This window comes from Cupriavidus sp. MPR-AND1C (assembly GCF_058809705.1).
This window is the reverse complement of record NZ_JBXASU010000051.1, coordinates 13434-32732: the sequence shown is the minus strand read 5'-3', so window position 1 is coordinate 32732 and position 19299 is coordinate 13434. Positions and strand designations below refer to the sequence as shown.

Sequence of the window (19299 nt, the reverse complement as noted above, 5' to 3'; positions counted from 1 at the left end):
TAAGCGGTTCAATACAGTGGGAAGAAAGATTAACTTCGCAGGGTCATCCCAAGTCGGTAGAGTCACCCTGGTCTGACGACCATTTTGCGGCCATGCCCCCTGCCCGTGGCCATTGCTCTCGAACTACCCAAGCTTTACTCACGAGGATGAAAATGCGCAACAAGACCGTACCCGCCCTGATCATCGCCGCCCTCACCGCCTTTGGCGGCGTGCAACTGGCGCACGCCCAGAAGAACTACACCGATGGCGGCGACCTTTATGGCGGCGCCCATACCAACAAGACGGACCCGAACAAGAGCGCCGCCAAGTCCGGCAAGTTCGATCCGTACACGGATGGCGCAAAGAAATCGACCAAGTCGAACCTGAACGCTTCCGGCAGCAAGAAAAAGGCCGACCCCTATACGGACGGGGCCAAGGCTGGCAAGCCCGATCCATACACGGACGGCGCAAAAGCCGGCAAGTTCGATCCGTACACGGACGGCGCCAAGGCCGGCAAGTTCGACCCCTATACCGACGGCGCGAAGGCCAAGCAGTAAGCAGCCCGTCTCGCCGGATGGTGCGCCAGCGCACCATCCGGGCCGCGGGGAACAGGCAAGATCAGCCAGCGGGATCGCCACGGCAATGCCCAACGCCCGCTTGAAACGCCATCTGAGCCAGATGGCGCCGCATGTGGAAATGTGAGAAGTATCCGAAAATGAATGCGCAAGGCTGCCGACAGCATGAACCGTAGCGCAGCCTTACCCTTTCACGATCCCGGACCTCTCCCTTTCGGAGACCATCATGCTAGCCCTGCTGATCCTAATGGCGTCCTCCCTGGTACTGGCCGTGCTCATTTTCAAGGGATAGAGATACCGAAAAAGGGATCAGGCCGGAAGACAACAAGGAAGGTACAAGCGCAAGCCATTTCAGGCTGCGGCCAGGGCCACCTTCGTGCCGCCCATCGTGCCTTGCTCGCGCAAGCGCACGTGCCAGGCCAGCGCCTCTTCAATGAGGTGCGGCGTATGGCCACCACGGCGCGTGGCGCGCGTCACGTAATCACGCAGCAACTCCCGATACAACGGATCCGCGCAGTTGGCGATGACCTGCTGCGCGCGCTCGCGCGGCGCCAGGCCGCGCAGATCAGCCAGGCCGTGCTCGGTCACAATGACGTCGACATCATGCTCGGTGTGATCCACGTGGGACACCATCGGCACGATGCTGGAGATGGCGCCGGCCTTTGCCATCGACTTGGTGACGAACACCGACAAATGCGCATTGCGCGCAAAATCTCCCGACCCGCCGATGCCGTTCATCATGTGCGTGCCGCCCACGTGCGTGGAGTTCACGTTGCCGTAGATATCGCACTCCAGCGCCGTGTTGATGGTGATCAGCCCGAGCCGGCGCAGCAGCTCCGGATGGTTGCTGATCTCCTGCGGGCGCAGGATCACGCGCGCTTTGTACCTTTCCAGGTCTGCCAGGAAGCGCGCGTAGACGGCGCTGGTCAAGGTCACCGATGACGCAGAGGCAAAGCGCAGCCGCCCGGCGTCCAGCAACTCGATCGTGCTGTCCTGCAGCACTTCCGAATACATCGTGAGATCGCGGAACGGGGAATCGATCAGGCCATGCAGCACGGCGTTGGCGATCGTGCCGATGCCGGCCTGCAGCGGCTGCAGCGAAGGCGCCAGCCGGCCTGAGCGCACTTCATGCGACAGGAAATCGTTCAGGTGCCCAGCGATCTGGCGCGTTTCCTGGTCGGGCGGCAGCGCATTGGACGGGCTATCGTCCTTTTGCGTGATCACGATGGCGGCGATCTTCGCGGGGTCCACGGGAATAAAGGGCAAGCCGATGCGCTGGTCCACCGAGACCAGCGGAATAGGCTGGCGATGTGGCCGCGCCGTCGGCAGGTAGATGTCGTGCAGGCCTTCAAGGCCGGCCGGCATACTGAGGTTGATCTCGACGATCACCTTCTGCGCCAGCATCGCGAAGCTCGCGGAGTTGCCGACCGAAGTCGATGGCACGATGCCGCCGGATTCGGTGATCGCGACCGCTTCCACCACCGCCACGTCTACCGGCGCGATCTGGCGCCCGCGCAGTTGCTCCACGGTTTCGGACAGGTGCTGGTCGATGAACATCACCTCGCCCGCGTTGATCTTGCGCCGCAAGGTGGCATCCACCTGGAACGGCAGGCGCCGCGCCAGCACATTGGCCTCGGCCAGCATTTTGTCGGTGTCGTTGCCCAGCGAGGCGCCAGTCATCAGCGTGATGCGCAGCGGCTCGTGCGCCGCGCGCCTGGCCAGCGCTTGCGGCACCGCTTTGCAGTCGCCAGCGCGGGTGAAGCCGCTCATGCCCACGGTCATGCCGTCCCGGATCATCGCCGCCGCAGCCTCGGCCGGCATGACCTTGTCGAGCAGGCTGGCCAGCCGGATACGTTCCTTGTACATCTTATGTCTCCATGATGCCCGTCCCGGCCAGTGAGGCCTTGCCGCGCGCCGCGGCAAGGCCAGGCGCCCAGTTCGGCTCGCGCTGCCTACCGGCGGGTAAGGCGCAGACAGGCAGTGTAGCCACGGCAGGCACATTCCTGCGGCGATATAAAATCATGAAAACCAGTCGTAAATCTCATACATCCCAACGCCCGCGCCAGCCCGCGCACATTGTGCGCAGTGTTGCCCTTTATGCTCTACAGTAGTTAGCACGGTCATGCTGCCAGGACGCAGGAAACACACGACGCGTGTCGCGCGGTGCCTGTGCCGGCAACGGACTGCCAAGACAGCCGTCTGGGGGAGACACCATGCTGGCGGAAAGCGAAGCGCGACAGGCCCAGTTGCTGGCCGACCTGATGCAGTTCGCCCAGGGCCGTCTGCCCGGCGACATGTTCGTCCAGGCCGAGCCATTCCTGCGGCACTACTACGACCTGGCCGACGCCGAAGACCTGCTCAAGCGCAACGTGGCCGATCTCTATGGCGCGGTCATGGCGCACTGGCAGACCGCCCAGCGCTTTGTCCCGGGCAATGCGCGGCTGCGCGTCTACAACCCCAACCTCGAGCAGCACGGCTGGCACTCCGACCACTCCGTGGTGGAGATCGTCAACGACGACATGCCGTTCCTGGTCGACTCCGTCACCATGGAGATCAACCGGCTGGGGTTGGCCCTGCATTCCGCGATCCACCCGGTCTTCCGGGTCTGGCGCAACGCGGACGGCACCATCGCCAAGGTGGGCCTGGGTGGCGAGGGCGACACCGCCACGAGCGAACCCGCCGGTGGTCCCCGGCTCGAATCCTTCATCCATTTCGAAGTGGACCGCTGTGGCGACACCGCCACGCAGGAGGCCTTGCGCAACGGCATCGCCCGCGTGCTGGGCGACGTGCGCGCCGCGGTGCAAGACTGGCCGGCGATGACCGCCATCACCCGCGCCACCATCGACATGCTGGCGCAGGGCCCGGATGGCAACCAGCCCGATACGCAAGAAGCCTGCGCCTTCCTGCAGTGGATGCTGGACGAGCATTTCACCTTCCTCGGCCAGCGCGACTATGAACTGGTCGCCCGGGACGACCGCTTCTACCTGCGCGGCGTGCCCGGCTCCGGCACCGGCATCCTGAGCGAAATCCTGCACCCGCCCGAGGAGGACACGCTGACCGAGCTGCCCGCGGCGGCCACCTCGGTCATCGAAGACACGTCACCGATCTTCGTGACCAAAGCCAATTCGCGCTCCACCGTGCACCGGCCCGGCTACCTGGACTACGTCGGCATCAAGCTGAAGGACGCTAATGGCAAGCTCTTTGGCGAGCGGCGCTTCGTGGGCCTCTACACTTCCACCACCTACATGATGTCGTGCGAGGACATCCCGCTGGTGCGGCGCAAGTTCGGCAACATCCTGACGCGCGCGGGCTTCCTGACCAAGGGTCATCTCTACAAGTCGCTGGTGACCATCATCGAGCAATACCCGCGCGACGAACTGTTCCAGGCCGAGGAAGACGAACTGTTCCACATCACGCTGGGCATCCTGCGCCTGCAGGAGCATCAGCGCATCCGCCTGTTCGTGCGGCGCGACCGCTTCGACCGCTTCGTCTCCTGCCTGGTGTTCGTGCCGCGCGACAAGTACAACACGGATCTGCGCCAGCGCATCCAGAAGCTGCTGATGGCCGCCTTTTGCGGCAACACCTGCGAGTTCACGCCGCAACTCTCCGAGTCGCCGCTCGCGCGCATCCAGCTGATCGTGCGCGGCGAGCCTGGCACCATGCCCGAGGTCAACCCGGACGAGCTGGAAGAGCGCATCGTGCAAGCCGCCCGCCGCTGGCAGGACGACCTTGCCGCCGCCCTGCTCGACAGCACCGGCGAGGAGCAAGGCAACCGCCTGCTACGGCGCTACGGCGACTCCTTCCCGGCCGGCTACCGCGAGGACTACCCGGCCCGCATCGCCGTGCGCGACATCGAGCTGATGGAGGCGGCGCAGGCCACCGGCGGCATCGCCATGAACCTGTACCGGCCCATCGAAGCCGCGCCCGGCGCATTCCGCTTCAAGGTCTACCGCGCCCGCGAGCCGATCGCGCTGTCGCTCAGCCTGCCGATGCTGGAGCACCTCGGCGTGCGCGTGGACGAAGAGCGTCCCTACCTGATCGAGCCCAACGGCGCGGCACCGGTGTGGATCCACGATTTCGGACTGGAAATGGCCGATGGGGTCGCGGCCGGCATCGACCTTGGCGCCGATATCGCGCGCATCAAGGCACTGTTCGAGGACGCCTTCGCACGCGCCTGGAACGGCGAGATCGAGAACGACGACTTCAACCGCCTGGTGCTGCGCGCCGAGCTCGCCGCACGCGACGTGACCATCCTGCGCGCCTATGCCCGCTACCTTCGCCAGGTCGGGTCGACCTTCAGCGATGCCTATATCGAGCGGGCGCTGACCGGCAACCCGGCTATCGCCTCGCGCTTCGTGGAACTGTTCGTCGCGCGCTTCGATCCCGCCACGGAAAACGCCCGCGCCGCGCGCTGCGAGCGCCTGCAGCAAGCCATCGGCACGGAGCTGGACCAGGTGCCCAACCTCGACGAAGATCGCATCCTGCGCCTGTTCCTGGGCGTGATCAACGCCACGGTGCGCACCAACTATTTCCGCCACGGCCCCGACGGCGGGCCGCGCCCTTACCTGTCGTTCAAGTTCAACCCTGCGCTGGTGCCCGGCCTGCCCGAGCCGCGCCCGATGTTCGAGATCTGGGTCTACTCCCCGCGCGTGGAAGGCGTGCACTTGCGCGGCGGCCCGGTGGCGCGTGGCGGCCTGCGCTGGTCTGACCGGCGCGAGGATTTCCGCACCGAGGTACTGGGGTTGATGAAGGCGCAGATGGTGAAGAACACGGTGATCGTGCCGGTGGGCAGCAAGGGCGGGTTCGTGGTCAAGCGCCCGCCGCCAGCGAACGACCGCGACGCCTTCCTGCAAGAAGGCATTGCGTGCTACCAGACCTTTCTGCGCGGCCTGCTCGATGTCACCGACAATCGCGTCGCCGGCACCTTGGTGCCGCCGCCGGAAGTGGTGCGTGAAGATGGCGACGACCCCTATCTGGTGGTTGCCGCCGACAAGGGCACGGCCAGCTTCTCCGACTACGCCAACGCGATCTCCGCCGAGTACGGCTTCTGGCTCAGCGACGCGTTTGCCTCGGGCGGCTCGGTCGGCTATGACCACAAGAAAATGGCTATCACCGCGCGCGGCGCCTGGGAATCGGTCAAGCGCCATTTCCGCGAGATGGGCGTCGACATCCAGTCCACTGACTTCACCGTCGCCGGCATCGGCGACATGTCGGGCGATGTGTTCGGCAACGGCATGCTGCTGTCGCCCCATATCAAGCTGGTGGCCGCGTTCGACCATCGCCATATCTTCCTGGACCCCAACCCCGACCCCGCCGCCAGCTTGCGCGAGCGCCAGCGCATGTTCGAGTTGCCGCGCTCGAGCTGGGCGGACTACGACATGAGCCTGGTCTCCGCCGGCGGCGGGCTGTTTCCGCGCACCGCCAAGACCATTGCGATCACGCCGCAGGTGCAGGCGAGCCTTGGCATCAGCGCGAGCGTGCTCTCGCCCGCCGAGCTGGTCCACGCGATCCTGTTGGCACCGGTCGACCTGCTCTATAACGGCGGCATCGGCACCTATGTCAAATCCAGCCGCGAGAGCCATCTGCAAGTGGGCGATCGCGCCAACGACGCGGTGCGCGTCAACGGCGCCGAGCTGCGCTGCAAGGTGGTGGGCGAAGGCGGCAACCTTGGCTTCACGCAGCTTGGCCGAATCGAGTTCGCGCTCAATGGCGGACGCATCAACACCGATGCGATCGACAACTCTGCCGGCGTCGATTGCTCCGACCATGAGGTCAATATCAAGATCCTCCTGGGGCTGGTGGTGGCGGACGGCGAGATGACCGAGAAGCAACGCAACAAGCTGCTCGCGCAGATGACTGACGAAGTCGGCTTGCTGGTGCTAGAGGACAACTACTACCAAAGCCAGGCGCTGTCGGTTGCCGGGCGCAATGCCCCCGCGCTGCTCGACGCCGAGGGCCGGCTGATCCGCTGGCTGGAGCGCGCCGGCCGCCTCAAGCGCGCGTTGGAATTCCTCCCGACCGAGGACGAGCTGGGCGAGCGCAAGGCCGCCGGGCTGGGCCTCACCTCGCCCGAACGCGCGGTGCTGCTGGCCTACAGCAAGATGTGGCTGTACGACGAGTTGCTCACATCGGCGCTGCCGGAGGACCCGCTGGTCGCCGGCCTCTTGCCCGCCTATTTCCCGCAGCCGCTGCGCGAGCGGCACGCCGACACCATGCTGCGCCATCCGTTGCGCCGGGAGATCCTGGCCACGCACCTCACCAACACGCTGGTCAATCGCATCGGCGCCACCTTTGTCCACCGCATGCAGGAAGAAACCGATGCGCGGCCCGCGGACATCGTGCGCGCCTGCCTGATTGCGCGCGACGTGTTCGGCCTGGACCCGCTCTGGCTGCGCATCGACGCGCTGGACAACCAGGTCGACGATGACGTGCAGGCGCGCATGTTCTCCGCCGTGGGACGGCTGCTGGACCACGCCAGCCTGTGGTTCCTGCGGCATCCGCACGCGGGCGGCCCCACCGATGGCGACAGCGCGCGCTACGCCGAAGCCGCAGCCTGGCTCACACCGCAGCTACCGGCGCTGCTGGCCGGGGCAGAGGCCACCACGCTGATGCAATGGCGGCAGGACCTGACCCAGTCCGGCGTAGACGATGAACTGGCCCTGCGCGTGGCTGCGGGGGAGATCTGCGCGGCGGCACTGGATATCGCCGACGTGGCGGCCGCCACGCAGCGCAGCCTGGCGCTGGTGGCGGGCGTCTATTTCGCGCTCGATACCGAATTCAGTTTTAGCTGGCTGCGCGAACGCGCCCTCGCTTTGCCAGCCGACAGCCATTGGGACCTGCTGGCGCGCACCACGACGCTTGAAGACCTCGGCCGCCTCAAGCGCGCGCTCACGGTCAGCGTGCTGGCGCAGCCACAGGAACTGGATACGCCGGCACAACTGATCGAGGCATGGCGCGGCGAGCGCCAGGCACAGATCGAGCGCTTCTCGCGCATGCTGGCGGATCAGCGTGCATCGGGCGCGGCCGGCTTGTCGATGCTGTCGGTGGCGGTACGGGAAATCGGCTTGCTGGAAAGCCGCCAAGGACGCGCTTGAATACAGCTTGTCCTATCGGGCGCCGAACACCGTGGCAGCCTCGGCCACCAGGGACAATGGCGAGCGCATTCTCATTGGCCTGACGCGCCGGGGCATATGGACATGGAAATGGAGCAGCGTCGTCTTGCCGGCGCCCTCCAAGCCTTAGGCTTTGATGGCAGGATTCACCGGCCCCATTTCGCCTCGAGCAGCACCGCCGCCTTGATGGCTTCAATGGTCTGCTCTTCGGTCTTGAAATCGCCCAGCAGCCGCTTGGACTTGCCGCTGAGCACTGCCGCCTGGAGTGCCTTGCCGGATGCCTCCGACGTACCCGGACTCCAGCAATAACGCGCCGTCCACGTGCCATCCTGCAAACGCTCGGCTACCCAGATGACGCGAAAATCCTCGAACACTTCCCCGAAAGGCTCGTCTTCGTTCATTGCAACCTCCACAACACGCGATCGCTCCCCTCGAACACCACGGCCGTGCGCGCGTGCCGTGTCAGCATCATCATCCCGGCCGGGATCGGCGTCGGGCCGGATGATACGTCGCCGTCGGTGCGGCGATCTGGTTGATCGCGAGATGCTAGCACGCTAGCCGAGCCGCCGTGTCCGCCGTAGCGCACTACTGCTCCGATCGTGGGGTATCTAATCGGCAGGGATCTCGTGGCTGCCGTGCGCCAGGAGGCTGCCCGGGCTGTCGCCAAGCATGCGCGGCCTGCGCGGCTGCAACTCCAGACCCAGGCGGATGAGCAATTCGAATGCATCCGCCAGCAGGTGCCGCTGGCGCGGCAACAAGCTGGCATAGGGCATGTCGTAGATGGACTGGTGCGAGCCACGCGCGCCTTTGAGGCCGCGATCGCGGGCCATGTCGGACAACAGCGCGGCAAAACCGCTCAGGTCCTCGGCGGCCAAGGCGGTATTGAGCACCGCGGCCAGCACATGGGGCGATGACGAACCCCACCCCATGGCATCGGCATTTGCAGCGCATTCTTCGGAAGCATCGAATGAGTTCATACCCGGATTAACGACAGCGATTCCGCGCCATGTAGGCTGACCGGCGAAACTTCTGCCCAAGCCAGTGCTGGCCGTACAGGCCACCCGGATCAATCACTCAACTCGCGGCATAGGCAACATGGTCCACCGTCGCGTCGATCAGCCTGCAAGCGCGAGCCTGGGCCCGGTCGGCGATTTCCATCAGTTCGCCCTGCTCATGCCCCACCCATGACTGCAGCGGCGACGGATTGCGCACCGCGCCTTTGGCCTCCTGGACGATTGAGGCACTCACCAGACATCCGCGCTCATGCTGCTGTACCGAGATCAAGATCACGTAGCCTCGGTAATGCTGTGTTCTGGATTCATTCATTGCGTCTCCCTTTGCCGGCCATCGTAGCATGCCGCAGCGCAGCGGCCGGCCGGCCGGGGCAAGGCGCTGCCGGGCCTAGGTCCGTTCCTGCGGGCGATCCTGGGGGCGGCGCCCCATGCGCCAGACATTGGGCGGCTCACCGTGGGCGGCATTCTGGAACATCCAGGCGCCGCAAACCGTGCAGCGCCAGGGCCGGTCCACCCAGCGCGAGTTGATGTCCATGCCAAGTGCGCCCGCACCCGATGCGGCCAGGTTCTCGTGCGGCTCCACTGTGGTCGGGGCACCAACGAGAAGATGGCAGAGATCGCAAGCGTGCATGCCTTACTCCAATGAAACGCTCACTCCAGCGAGGGCGGAGTGCCAAAGGGATCAGCACTCTGCTGGCCCGGCACCTCGGTCAGGTCGAACTCGTCGCGCGCCTTGTCCACCACGGCCCGGATACTCCGCTCATAACCCGCGGCATTGGCGAAGGTCTTCATATCCCAGTTGCGCCCGCGCGCATCGCGCGCATGCGCTTGCGGTGCCGGCACCCGGATCTTCGCGCCGTCCTCCACAATGTCATCAAGATGCTGGATGCGCCGGCTCACCTCGTCCTGCAAGGCCCTGGCGGCGCGCTCGCGTTTGGCCATCCCTTACTCCTATCGTATGCGTTGCACGCGGTAAACGGCATCCGGCCAAACCAGTGCCTCGGGACCCTGCGCACAGCAAACGTCTGCCTGGAAAGACATGCGCGCCACACGGTCCATGGCTTGATTGTAGAGTCCGCTGACCCTTCGCGACAGACCTGATTGGCCTGATGGATCGGCAAAGGGCTTCGCTAGCCCACCACCTCATTGGTCACCGCGACCGCGACGGGCGGGTGCACCTCACCGAACACGGACAGGCGGATAGGCATGCCGGCAAGGATGTTCGCAATATCCTGCTCCGTGGGCTGCCAGAAAGAGTGCATCACGCCACGCGCCGCATCAAGGTGCACCGGCAGCCCTGAGAATTCCCCGTCCCTGGCGGCATCCCAGTCCAGGGGCTCGCCGACCACGAGGTTGGTGTGCTTGGTTTTCACGGGTGGCATCATGGCGCTCTCCACTGTGGAGCAAACTCCGTGATGCAGGGAGCTGCCCAGACCCCGGTGGGATCGCCAACGGCGGCCATCCTCCAATGGTGAAGCATTTCGCCGGCAACCGCATCGGACAGATGCATTAGTCCCTTAGCGCTACCCGCGCGCCACCACCGGCGCGGAAAGGCAGGCGAGGAGGATCAGGCCGGACGCCAAGAGCCCTTGGCGGCGTCGGCATCGGTGGCGGCGTCGATTCGAAAAGATTAAGGAGAATTCGATGATGCTTGTTGCCGCGTGTTTTTGTCGGGCCAAATGCTGGCGTTTTGAACAGGCAACAAAAAACCCGCACAACAATCGCTGTGCGGGTTTTTCTTAATACTGGTCGGGGCGAGAGGATTTGAACCTCCGACCACCTGCACCCCATGCAGGTACGCTACCAGGCTGCGCTACGCCCCGAAAGAAAAAGATTATATCAGAAGCTTTTTAAAAATGGCTAGTCATTAGTGCACTTTTTATTCGTGCTTCGCGATCTGTTGAAGCTGCGCGAGCAGGTGCTGCACTTCCACCAGTTCGTTGCGCAGGTTGTTGAGGTCGAGCGAGAAAACCGGCGCTTCACCGGCGGCTTGCGCAGCCAACGCTTGCACGTCTTCGGCGGCGGCCTGGCTGTGCTGCCGCCCTTCGTCAAGGCGATTGCGGGCGCCATTGATCGTGAAGCCCTGTTCGTACAGCAGGTCGCGGATACGCCGGATCAGCAGGACCTCATGATGCTGGTAGTAACGCCGGTTACCACGTCGCTTGACGGGCTTGAGTTGCGTGAACTCCTGCTCCCAGTAGCGCAGCACATGCGGCTTGACGGCGCAAAGCTCGCTGACTTCTCCAATGGTGAAGTAGCGTTTGGCGGGAATCGGCGGCAACAAGATGCGTTCGCTGGATCGTTCCGACATACGGTGAATGGGCGGGCTTCAGGCCGTGCCGGGAGAGGTTGTGGTGCTCGCGCGGGCTAGCGCGCAAACAAGCGTGATACACGGATTCAGCAGGATAACGAGTCGTCGTGCTGCTGGCAAACGATCAGCCGGGCACCGCCACCAGGCCGGCACGCTCTTCCACCAGGCCCTTGAGCTTCTGGCTGGCATGGAACGTCACCACGCGTCGCGCCGTGATGGGAATGATCTCGCCCGTCTTGGGATTGCGGCCGGGACGTTGCGGCTTGTCGCGCAGCTGGAAATTGCCGAAGCCAGAGAGCTTGACGCTGTCGCCCTGTTCCAGCGCTTCGCGAATCACGTCGAAGAATGCTTCGACCATGTCCTTGGACTCACGCTTGTTGAGGCCGACCTGGTCGAACAGCATTTCAGCGAGCTCGGCCTTGGTAAGGGTCGGCACTTCGGCAACGCGGGCGTCGGAAGTATCGTCGTCGAGCGAGGCTGCCTGGCGGTCGCCTGCTTCACCCATTGCAGAGGCCATGAGATACGCGTGTCGATCGTTCATTGTCATTCGGTGTGGCGATCCGCCCGGATGCGGAAGTCCGGGCGCTCCATTGTCATGTCAGCTGGTGGATCAGCCGCGCATCCGCGCCTGGAATGCAGCGCCGGCGGCTTCGACCATGCAACGCACCGCGCTGTCGACGGTTTCGTCCTGGAGGGTCGCCCCAGTATCTTGCAAGGTCAAGCGGAACGCAAGGCTTTTCTCGTCCGCGCCAATGGCCGCCGAAGCCGCCTTCGGACGGAACTCGTCGAACAGCACCAGGCTCTGGCAATAGCGGGCAGAACCCTGTTTTTCCAGGGCTTCGCGCATGGCGTCGAGCAGGTCCTGCACGCGCACCGACTGCTTTACCACCAGTGCCAGGTCGCGTACGGCGGCCGGGAATTTGGAGATTTCGGTGTAGCCGGGCAAGCCCACTTCACGCAGTGCCTGCAGGTCCAGTTCGAACACGACCGGTGCTTGCGTCAGTTCGTACTCCTGCAGCCAGCGCGGATGCAGTTCGCCGATCACCCCGGCGACCTTGCCGTCGATCACCACTTGCGCGGCGCGGCCTGGATGCAGCGCGGGATGCGATACCGGCTCGAAGCGCGCGACGCGCGGGAACAGCAACGCCTCGACATCGCCCTTGACGTCGAAGAAGTCCACCGGGCGGGTGGCGATGCCCCACTGCTCGTCGAAGGCCGGGCCGTAGGCAATGCCGCCGGCAACCATCGGCTGGCGATAGCCGGCCACCGTCAGGCCGCCATCGGCAACCGAGGCGTCGCGATGGAACACGCGGCCCACTTCAAACATCCGCACACGCGATGCCTTGCGATTGAGGTTGTAGCGCACCTTGTCGAGCAGGCCACCGATCAGCGTGGAACGCATCACCGCCAGTTGGCTGGCGATCGGGTTCAGCAGTCGGATCGGGTTGTCGTTGCTGGCGAAGTCGCGCTCCCACTTCTCTTCGACGAAGGCGAAGTTGATCACCTCCTGGTAGTCGCGCGCGGCAATCGCGTGGCGTACCGCATGGGTCGAGCGGCGGGCTTCGTCGGTCGGGCGCATCTCGCTTTCGGCGATCGGCGGGCGCGCCGGAATACGCTCGAAGCCGTAGATGCGGGCTACTTCCTCGATCAGGTCTTCCTCGATCTCGATATCGAAGCGATAGCTCGGCGGCGTGACCACGAACACCTCACCGTCCTCGCCTTGCTCGCGGGCGAACGGCAACTGCAGGCGCTGGAACACGTCGGCGATGACCGCAGGCGACAGCTCGATGCCAAGCACGCGCTCGGCACGCGCCACGCGCAGTCGCACCGGCTTGCGTTGCGGCAGGTTGACAATCTGGTCGTCGACCGGGCCGGCCTGGCCACCGCAGATCTCGAGGATCAGCGCGCTGATGCGCTCGATATGCTCAAGCGTGGTGGCGTAGTCCACGCCACGTTCGAAGCGATGTCCGGCGTCGGTCGAGAAGTTGAAGCGGCGCGAGCGGCCCTGGATCGCTTGCGGCCACCAGAAGGCGGCTTCGAGGTAGATGTTGGTGGTGTCGAGCGTCACGGCGGTGCTGTCGCCGCCCATGATGCCGGCCAGGCTCTCGATCTCCTTGTCGTCGGCGATCACGCCGACCTGCTCGTCGAGCTCCACGGTATTGCCGTTGAGCAGCTTGAGCTGCTCGCCCTTGCGGCCCCAGCGCACATCCAGCCCGCCGTGGATCTTGTCCAGGTCGAAGACGTGCGAGGGGCGGCCGAGTTCGAGCATCACGTAGTTGGAGATGTCGACCAGCGCGGAGATGCTGCGCTGCCCTGCCCGCTCCAGGCGTTGCACCATCCATGCCGGCGTGGCCGCGTGCGCGTTCACGCCGCGGATCACACGGCCCGAGAAACGGCCGCACAGGTCGGGGGCGGAAATCTTCACCGGCAGCTTGTCGGCCAGTGTCACCGCAACCGGCTTCATCTCCGGCAGGCGCAGCGCGGCACCGGTCAGCGCGGCGACTTCGCGCGCCACGCCGTGGATCGACAGGCAGTCGGCCTTGTTGGGGGTGAGCTTGATGACGAAGACCTGGTCATCCAGGTCCAGGTACTCGCGAATGTCCATGCCGATCCTGGCATCTTCGGGCAGGAGCATCAGGCCGCCGTGGTCCTCCGACAGCTTGAGCTCGCGCGCCGAGCAGAGCATGCCGAAGCTGTCCACACCGCGCAGCTTGCCTACCTTGATCTCGAACGGCTTGCCGCCCGCCTCGGACGGCGGCAGCACCGCGCCGACCAGCGCGCAAGGCACCAGGACGCCGGGCGCGACATTGGGTGCGCCGCAAACGATCTGCAGGGTCTCACCGGTGCCGGCATCGACCTGGCAAACGTTGAGACGGTCCGCATTGGGATGACGCTCGGTGGAAAGCACGCGCGCCACCACCACCTTGTTGAAAGGCGGCGCGACCGGGCCGACCTCTTCCACTTCCAGCCCGGCCATGGTCAGGCTGTGCGAGAGCGCATCGGTGGAAATCTTGTCGGGATTGACGAAACTGCGAAGCCAGGATTCCGAGAATTGCATGGCGCTTCTGATCCGGTAAGTATTCTGTTCTGGGGTGTCGGTGACGATGTGCTCTGGCGCGGATACGCGCCTCAGGCGAACTGGCGCAGGAAACGCGCGTCGCCTTCGAAGAACAGGCGCAGATCGTTGATGCCGTAGCGGAGCATGGTCAGGCGTTCAAGGCCGGAACCGAAGGCAAAGCCGATATAGCGCTCGGGGTCCAGGCCCATATTGCGCAGCACATTGGGGTGCACCTGGCCCGAGCCGGAAATCTCCAGCCACTTGCCGTTGCCGAAAGCCATGTCGATTTCCGCCGACGGCTCGGTGAACGGGAAGTACGAGGGGCGGAAACGCACCTGGATGTCATCGCGCTCGAAGAACTTGCGCAGGAAATCGGTGTACACGCCCTTGAGGTCAGCAAAGCTCACGTCATCGCCAATCCACAGGCCTTCGACCTGGTTGAACATCGGCGAGTGCGTGGCGTCGCTGTCGACGCGGTAAGTTCGGCCGGGACAGATCACCTTGATCGGCGGCATCTCGCGGCCCTTGTACTTCTCCACATGCATGCGCGCGTAGCGCACCTGCATCGGGCTGGTGTGGGTACGCAGCAGCAGCAACTTGCCGTCGCTGTCGCGGCCGTCCACATAGAAGGTGTCCTGCATCGAACGGGCCGGATGGTTGTCCGGGTTGTTCAACGCGGTGAAGTTCATCCAGTCCGTTTCGATTTCGGGGCCATCCGCCACATCGAAGCCCACCGAGCCGAAGATCTGCTCGACGCGCTCCCAGGTGCGCATCACCGGGTGCAGGCTGCCACGGGCAACCGCGCGGCCCGGCAGCGTGACGTCGATGGCTTCGGCAGCCAGCCGCGCGTTCATCAGCGCGTCGGCCAGCGCCTGGCGGCGTGCCTGCAGCGCGGCTTCGACCTGTTGCTTGGCCTGGTTGATGCGCGCGCCTTCGCTCTTGCGCGTTTCCGGGTCGAGCTTGCCGAGGCTCTTGAGCAACTCGGTGAGCGCACCGGTCTTGCCGAGAAAGCGGGCTTTTTCGTTTTCCAGCGTGGCGTTGTCGTTGGCTGCAGCGAAGGCGGCCTGGGCGTCGGCGACGATTTGATCCGGATCCAGAGACATGGCGGCGGTCGGCGATAAATTTGGCGTCCGGGTCACGCTGGGCCCGGGCGTGGGTTGGCACTAAGTGCGATGTGGGTGCAGAGCCCGCGCGGCACCGGGGGCGGCGCGGGCTTCGTTTCGGATGTCGTCTTGCATCGAGCCGGGAACGGCGCGCGAAACGGTATCCGGAATGAAAACGGGGCTCGGTGAGGAGCCCCGTTTCTGCAGGTCCGGCCGAATCGCCATCGCGGCGACAGGCGCTGCTCAGGCAAATTCGGCGGAAATGCTGTCGACCTTGCGGTCGGTGCTTGCCCGGGAAACCACGCCAGACACTAGCGTGGCACCCCGGAGCCGGCATCAGGCAACGGTGGCTTTCACCTGGTTGACGATGGCGGCAAAGGCAGGCTTGTCATGAATAGCCATGTCCGACAGCACCTTGCGGTCCAGTTCAATCGAAGCCCGCTTCAGGCCGTTCATGAACACGCTGTAGGTCATGCCATGCTCACGCGAAGCAGCATTGATACGCGCAATCCAGAGTGCGCGGAACACGCGCTTCTTGTTGCGGCGATCGCGGTATGCGTACTGGCCAGCACGCATGACCGCCTGCTTGGCGATACGGTAGACGTTATTGCGGCGGCCGCGGAAACCCTTGGCGGCGACGATGACTTTCTTATGGCGGGCCCGTGCAGTGACCCCACGTTTTACTCGAGGCATGTAATGCTCCTTTCGTTTTCGTTAGGGTTATGCGTAAGGCATCATTGCGCGAACGGACTTCAGGTTCGTCTCATGGACGTCCTGGGTGCCGCGCAACTGGCGCTTATTCTTGGTGGTCTTCTTGGTCAAGATGTGACGCTTGAAGGCCTGGCCACGCTTGAACGAACCATTCGGACGCGCAGTAAAGCGCTTGGAGGCGCTTTTCTTGGTCTTCATCTTCGGCATGAAATACTCCAGCTTCTATGACATGCATGCAGGTGGCCAGCTAGCGCCGACACTTGCAAAACCCGCATCCACTTATTGTTGCGCTAAAGCCGCGTGCGGCCTCTGCGCTGCTTTCGCACGACACCGCGCCCGGAGGGATTCCCCTCCGGGCCGCGGCGACGCGCAAAATCTTACTTCTTCTTCTTGGGAGACAGCACCATCACCATCTGGCGGCCTTCCATCTTCGGCATCTGCTCGACCTGGCCAACTTCTTCCAGATCCGCCTTCAGGCGTTCGAGCACACGCGCGCCGATTTCCTGGTGCGCCATCTCGCGGCCGCGGAAACGCAGCGTGATCTTGGTCTTGTCGCCGTCTTCGAGGAAGCGCTTCAGGTTACGCAGCTTGACGTTGTAGTCGCCATCATCCGTACCCGGCCGGAACTTGACTTCCTTGACCTGGATGATCTTCTGCTTCAGCTTGGCGTCGTGCGCGCGCTTGGCTTCCTCGTACTTGAACTTGCCGTAATCCATGATACGGGCAACCGGCGGCACCGCTGTAGGAGCGATTTCCACCAAGTCCAAGTCCTTATCCTCAGCCAGGCGGAGCGCGTCCATGAACTTGACGATGCCGAGCTGCTCGTTATCAACCCCGACCAAGCGCAATTCGGGTGCGCTGATTTCGCGATTGATGCGATGACCTTTGTCTGTAGCGATGTTGCGTTACCTCAAGAAGACAAAAAACAAGCCGTGCTCATCCCATCAGGCTTTGCTGGCAACGTCCTGTTGCAGACGCTCCACAAACGCGGAGACGGACATCACGCCCAGATCCACGTTGCCACGGGCACGCACGGCCACTTGACTGGCATCCCGTTCTTTGTCGCCCACTACCAGGAGGTAGGGAATCTTCTGAAGGGAATGCTCGCGGATTTTATACGTAATTTTCTCGTTACGCAAATCCGCCTTAGCCCTAAATCCTTGTTTTTGCAGCAGTTGCACGACGTTTTCGGCATATTCCGCCTGCGAGTCCGCAATATTCAGCACCAGAACCTGCTCCGGCGCCAGCCAGGCGGGCAGCGCGCCGGCGTGGTTTTCCAGCAAGATGCCCAGGAAGCGCTCGAAAGAGCCCAGGATGGCCCGGTGCAGCATGACCGGGCGCTTGCGCGAGTTGTCTTCGGAGACGTACTCGGCATCCAGGCGCTCCGGCAGCACCAGGTCCAGCTGCAGCGTGCCGCATTGCCAAGACCGGCCGATGGCATCCTTGATATGGTATTCGACCTTGGGGCCGTAGAAGGCGCCCTCGCCCGGCAGCTCCTCCCACTCCACGCCGCAGGCGCGCAGCGCCAGGCGCAGGCCTTCCTCGGCGTGATCCCAGACTTCGTCCGAACCGGCACGCTGATCCGGGCGCAGCGACAACTTGACCGCAATGTCCTTGAAGCCGAAATCGTCGTACACGGAGAACGCCAGCTCGTTGAAGGCCTTGGCCTCCGCTACGATCTGCTCTTCCGTGCAGAAGATGTGCGCATCATCCTGCACAAAGCCACGCACGCGCATCAGCCCGTGCAGCGCGCCGGAGGGCTCGTTGCGATGGCAGGCACCGAACTCGGCAAGGCGCAGCGGCAGATCGCGGTAGGAGCGCAGGCCGTGATTGAAAATCTGCACATGGCCAGGACAGTTCATCGGCTTGATCGCGTAGTCGCGCTTCTCCGACTCCGTGACGAACATGTTTTCCTTGTAGTTCTGCCAGTGACCCGACTTCTCCCACAGCGAACGATCCATCACTTGCGGCGTGCGCACTTCTTCATAGCCGGCCTGCGTCAGGCGGCCGCGCATATACTGCTCCACCGCTTGCCACACCTGCCAGCCCTTCGGGTGCCAGAACACCATGCCCGGCGCCTCTTCCTGCAGGTGGAACAGGTCGAGCAGCTTGCCCAGCTTGCGGTGGTCGCGTTTCTCGGCCTCTTCCAGCATGTGCAGGTAGGCTTCCTGGTCTTCCTTCTTGGCCCATGCCGTGCCGTAGATGCGCTGGAGCATCTCGTTCTTGGCGTCGCCGCGCCAGTAGGCACCCGCCACCTTCATCAGCTTGAAGACCTTGAGCTTGCCCGTGGACGGCACGTGCGGGCCACGGCAGAGATCGACGAACTCGCCTTCGCGATACAGGCCGATCTCCTGGTCCTGCGGGATCGAGGCGATGATCTCGGCCTTGTACTTCTCGCCCATCGACTCGAACAGCTTCACGGCTTCGTCGCGGCTCCAGACTTCACGCGTTACCTTCTCATCCTTCTTGGCGAGCTCGGCCATCTTCTTCTCGATGGCGACCAGGTCCTCGGGCGTGAAGGGGCGCTTATAGGCGAAGTCATAGTAGAAGCCGTTCTCGATCACCGGGCCGATCGTCACCTGCGCCTCGGGATACAACGCCTTGACAGCGTAGGCCAGCAAGTGCGCCGTCGAGTGACGGATCACATCGACACCATCGGCATCCTTGTCCGTGACGATGGCGAGAGCAGCATCGCGCTCGATGAGGAAGCTGGTATCGACCATCTGCCCATCGACCTTGCCCGCCAGGGCAGCCTTGGCCAGGCCCGAGCCAATGCTCTGCGCCACTTCGGCTACCGTCACCGGGCCGGGGAATTCGCGTCGGGAACCATCCGGCAGCGTGATTGCGATCATCTTGCACCTCATCAGAAATCCACCCGCCGGGGCCCAAGCCGCCGGCAAGCGAATGAAAAGCATCTTGTAGCGCCCGGCTCATGCATTTCGTGAAACCAGCATGGGCCTGGCAGCGGGGACTTCGCCCGGATCCACCCACGGGCGACCGAGCAGGATAGCAGGGAGCCAATAAGCGACAGACGAAAAAAAACGCAGCCAAGGCTGCGTTGTTTTTCGATTTAACCCCAATCCACCGGGTCCGAAGGCGCACCTCGACTACTGTCGCTAATTAGCGGTAGTAGTTCGCTGTGTCTTGAACATGGCGCCTTTTCCGTTCCAGGTTATCGGGATCAACCGGACTGCTTCGGTACTTCTTACTGCTATGCGTTGGTAGGCTCGATTGGACTCGAACCAACGACCCCCACCATGTCAAGGTGGTGCTCTAACCAGCTGAGCTACGAGCCTATGGTACTGCTTGAAACTAACCGCTGTATGCGCTTGCTGCTGCGCCTACGTTTTACTGCTTGTTCGTTGGTAGGCTCGATTGGACTCGAACCAACGACCCCCACCATGTCAAGGTGGTGCTCTAACCAGCTGAGCTACGAG

General features: G+C 63.8%; 17 protein-coding genes and 2 tRNA genes. 2 read left to right on the top strand and 17 right to left on the bottom strand.

The window, feature by feature from the left end:
- The first annotated feature begins 152 nt into the window (after positions 1-152).
- Complete coding sequence (locus AC1RWI_RS24205) at positions 153-536, top strand: hypothetical protein (RefSeq protein WP_043345199.1); 384 nt, start codon at positions 153-155, stop codon at positions 534-536.
- Between the two features lie 369 nt (positions 537-905).
- Here AC1RWI_RS24205 and scpC read toward each other — a convergent pair whose 3' ends face one another.
- Positions 906-2420 (bottom strand): succinyl-CoA:acetate CoA-transferase ScpC, encoded by a 1515-nt coding sequence (gene scpC / locus AC1RWI_RS24200; RefSeq protein ID WP_043345197.1) that lies wholly within the window; start codon positions 2418-2420, stop codon positions 906-908.
- 347 nt (positions 2421-2767) lie between these two features.
- On the opposite strand from scpC, the gene AC1RWI_RS24195 reads away from it, so the two are divergent.
- The gene (locus AC1RWI_RS24195) at positions 2768-7648 is read left to right on the top strand and encodes an NAD-glutamate dehydrogenase (protein WP_492869241.1); all 4881 of its coding nucleotides are present in this window, start codon (positions 2768-2770) and stop codon (positions 7646-7648) included.
- A 164-nt stretch (positions 7649-7812) separates the two neighbouring features.
- Here AC1RWI_RS24195 and AC1RWI_RS24190 read toward each other — a convergent pair whose 3' ends face one another.
- The 16 genes from AC1RWI_RS24190 to AC1RWI_RS24115 all read right to left on the bottom strand — a co-directional run bounded on the left by AC1RWI_RS24190 (position 7813) and on the right by AC1RWI_RS24115 (position 19158).
- Positions 7813-8067, bottom strand: a complete 255-nt coding sequence (locus tag AC1RWI_RS24190; protein WP_043345195.1) for a hypothetical protein — start codon at positions 8065-8067, stop codon at positions 7813-7815.
- A gap of 207 nt (positions 8068-8274) precedes the next feature.
- On the bottom strand, positions 8275-8643 hold the full coding sequence (locus AC1RWI_RS24185; RefSeq protein ID WP_043345192.1) for a hypothetical protein: 369 nt from the start codon (positions 8641-8643) through the stop codon (positions 8275-8277).
- 97 nt (positions 8644-8740) lie between these two features.
- Positions 8741-8992 carry a hypothetical protein gene (locus AC1RWI_RS24180; protein WP_492869239.1) on the bottom strand — a complete coding sequence of 84 codons (252 nt, stop codon included), beginning with the start codon at positions 8990-8992 and terminating at the stop codon, positions 8741-8743.
- 75 nt (positions 8993-9067) lie between these two features.
- Entirely contained in the window at positions 9068-9310 is a 243-nt protein-coding gene (locus AC1RWI_RS24175) for a hypothetical protein (RefSeq protein ID WP_006163223.1), read from the bottom strand.
- A gap of 20 nt (positions 9311-9330) precedes the next feature.
- Positions 9331-9621, bottom strand: coding sequence for a hypothetical protein (locus AC1RWI_RS24170; protein WP_043345189.1), 291 nt, complete (start codon positions 9619-9621; stop codon positions 9331-9333).
- A gap of 188 nt (positions 9622-9809) precedes the next feature.
- Complete coding sequence (locus AC1RWI_RS24165) at positions 9810-10064, bottom strand: hypothetical protein (RefSeq protein ID WP_043345187.1); 255 nt, start codon at positions 10062-10064, stop codon at positions 9810-9812.
- Positions 10065-10425: 361 nt separating this feature from the next.
- A tRNA-Pro gene (locus AC1RWI_RS24160) sits at positions 10426-10502 on the bottom strand.
- A gap of 56 nt (positions 10503-10558) precedes the next feature.
- On the bottom strand, positions 10559-10990 hold the full coding sequence (locus tag AC1RWI_RS24155; protein WP_043345039.1) for a MerR family transcriptional regulator: 432 nt from the start codon (positions 10988-10990) through the stop codon (positions 10559-10561).
- Between the two features lie 124 nt (positions 10991-11114).
- The gene (locus AC1RWI_RS24150) at positions 11115-11531 is read right to left on the bottom strand and encodes an integration host factor subunit alpha (protein WP_043345037.1); all 417 of its coding nucleotides are present in this window, start codon (positions 11529-11531) and stop codon (positions 11115-11117) included.
- Between the two features lie 69 nt (positions 11532-11600).
- Positions 11601-14048: a phenylalanine--tRNA ligase subunit beta gene (pheT, locus tag AC1RWI_RS24145; RefSeq protein ID WP_492869235.1), complete on the bottom strand. Its 2448-nt coding sequence runs from the start codon at positions 14046-14048 to the stop codon at positions 11601-11603.
- A 71-nt stretch (positions 14049-14119) separates the two neighbouring features.
- Entirely contained in the window at positions 14120-15151 is a 1032-nt protein-coding gene (gene pheS / locus AC1RWI_RS24140; RefSeq protein WP_043345035.1) for a phenylalanine--tRNA ligase subunit alpha, read from the bottom strand.
- Between the two features lie 336 nt (positions 15152-15487).
- A complete protein-coding gene (gene rplT / locus AC1RWI_RS24135; RefSeq protein WP_006163216.1) occupies positions 15488-15844 on the bottom strand; it encodes a 50S ribosomal protein L20 in 357 nt (118 codons plus the stop codon).
- Between the two features lie 27 nt (positions 15845-15871).
- Positions 15872-16069: a 50S ribosomal protein L35 gene (gene rpmI / locus AC1RWI_RS24130; RefSeq protein WP_006575466.1), complete on the bottom strand. Its 198-nt coding sequence runs from the start codon at positions 16067-16069 to the stop codon at positions 15872-15874.
- A gap of 170 nt (positions 16070-16239) precedes the next feature.
- Positions 16240-16761, bottom strand: a complete 522-nt coding sequence (gene infC / locus AC1RWI_RS24125; protein WP_081488948.1) for a translation initiation factor IF-3 — start codon at positions 16759-16761, stop codon at positions 16240-16242.
- A 45-nt stretch (positions 16762-16806) separates the two neighbouring features.
- The gene (gene thrS, locus AC1RWI_RS24120) at positions 16807-18714 is read right to left on the bottom strand and encodes a threonine--tRNA ligase (RefSeq protein WP_043345032.1); all 1908 of its coding nucleotides are present in this window, start codon (positions 18712-18714) and stop codon (positions 16807-16809) included.
- 367 nt (positions 18715-19081) lie between these two features.
- Positions 19082-19158 (bottom strand) — tRNA-Val (locus tag AC1RWI_RS24115).
- Positions 19159-19299: the final 141 nt, after the last annotated feature.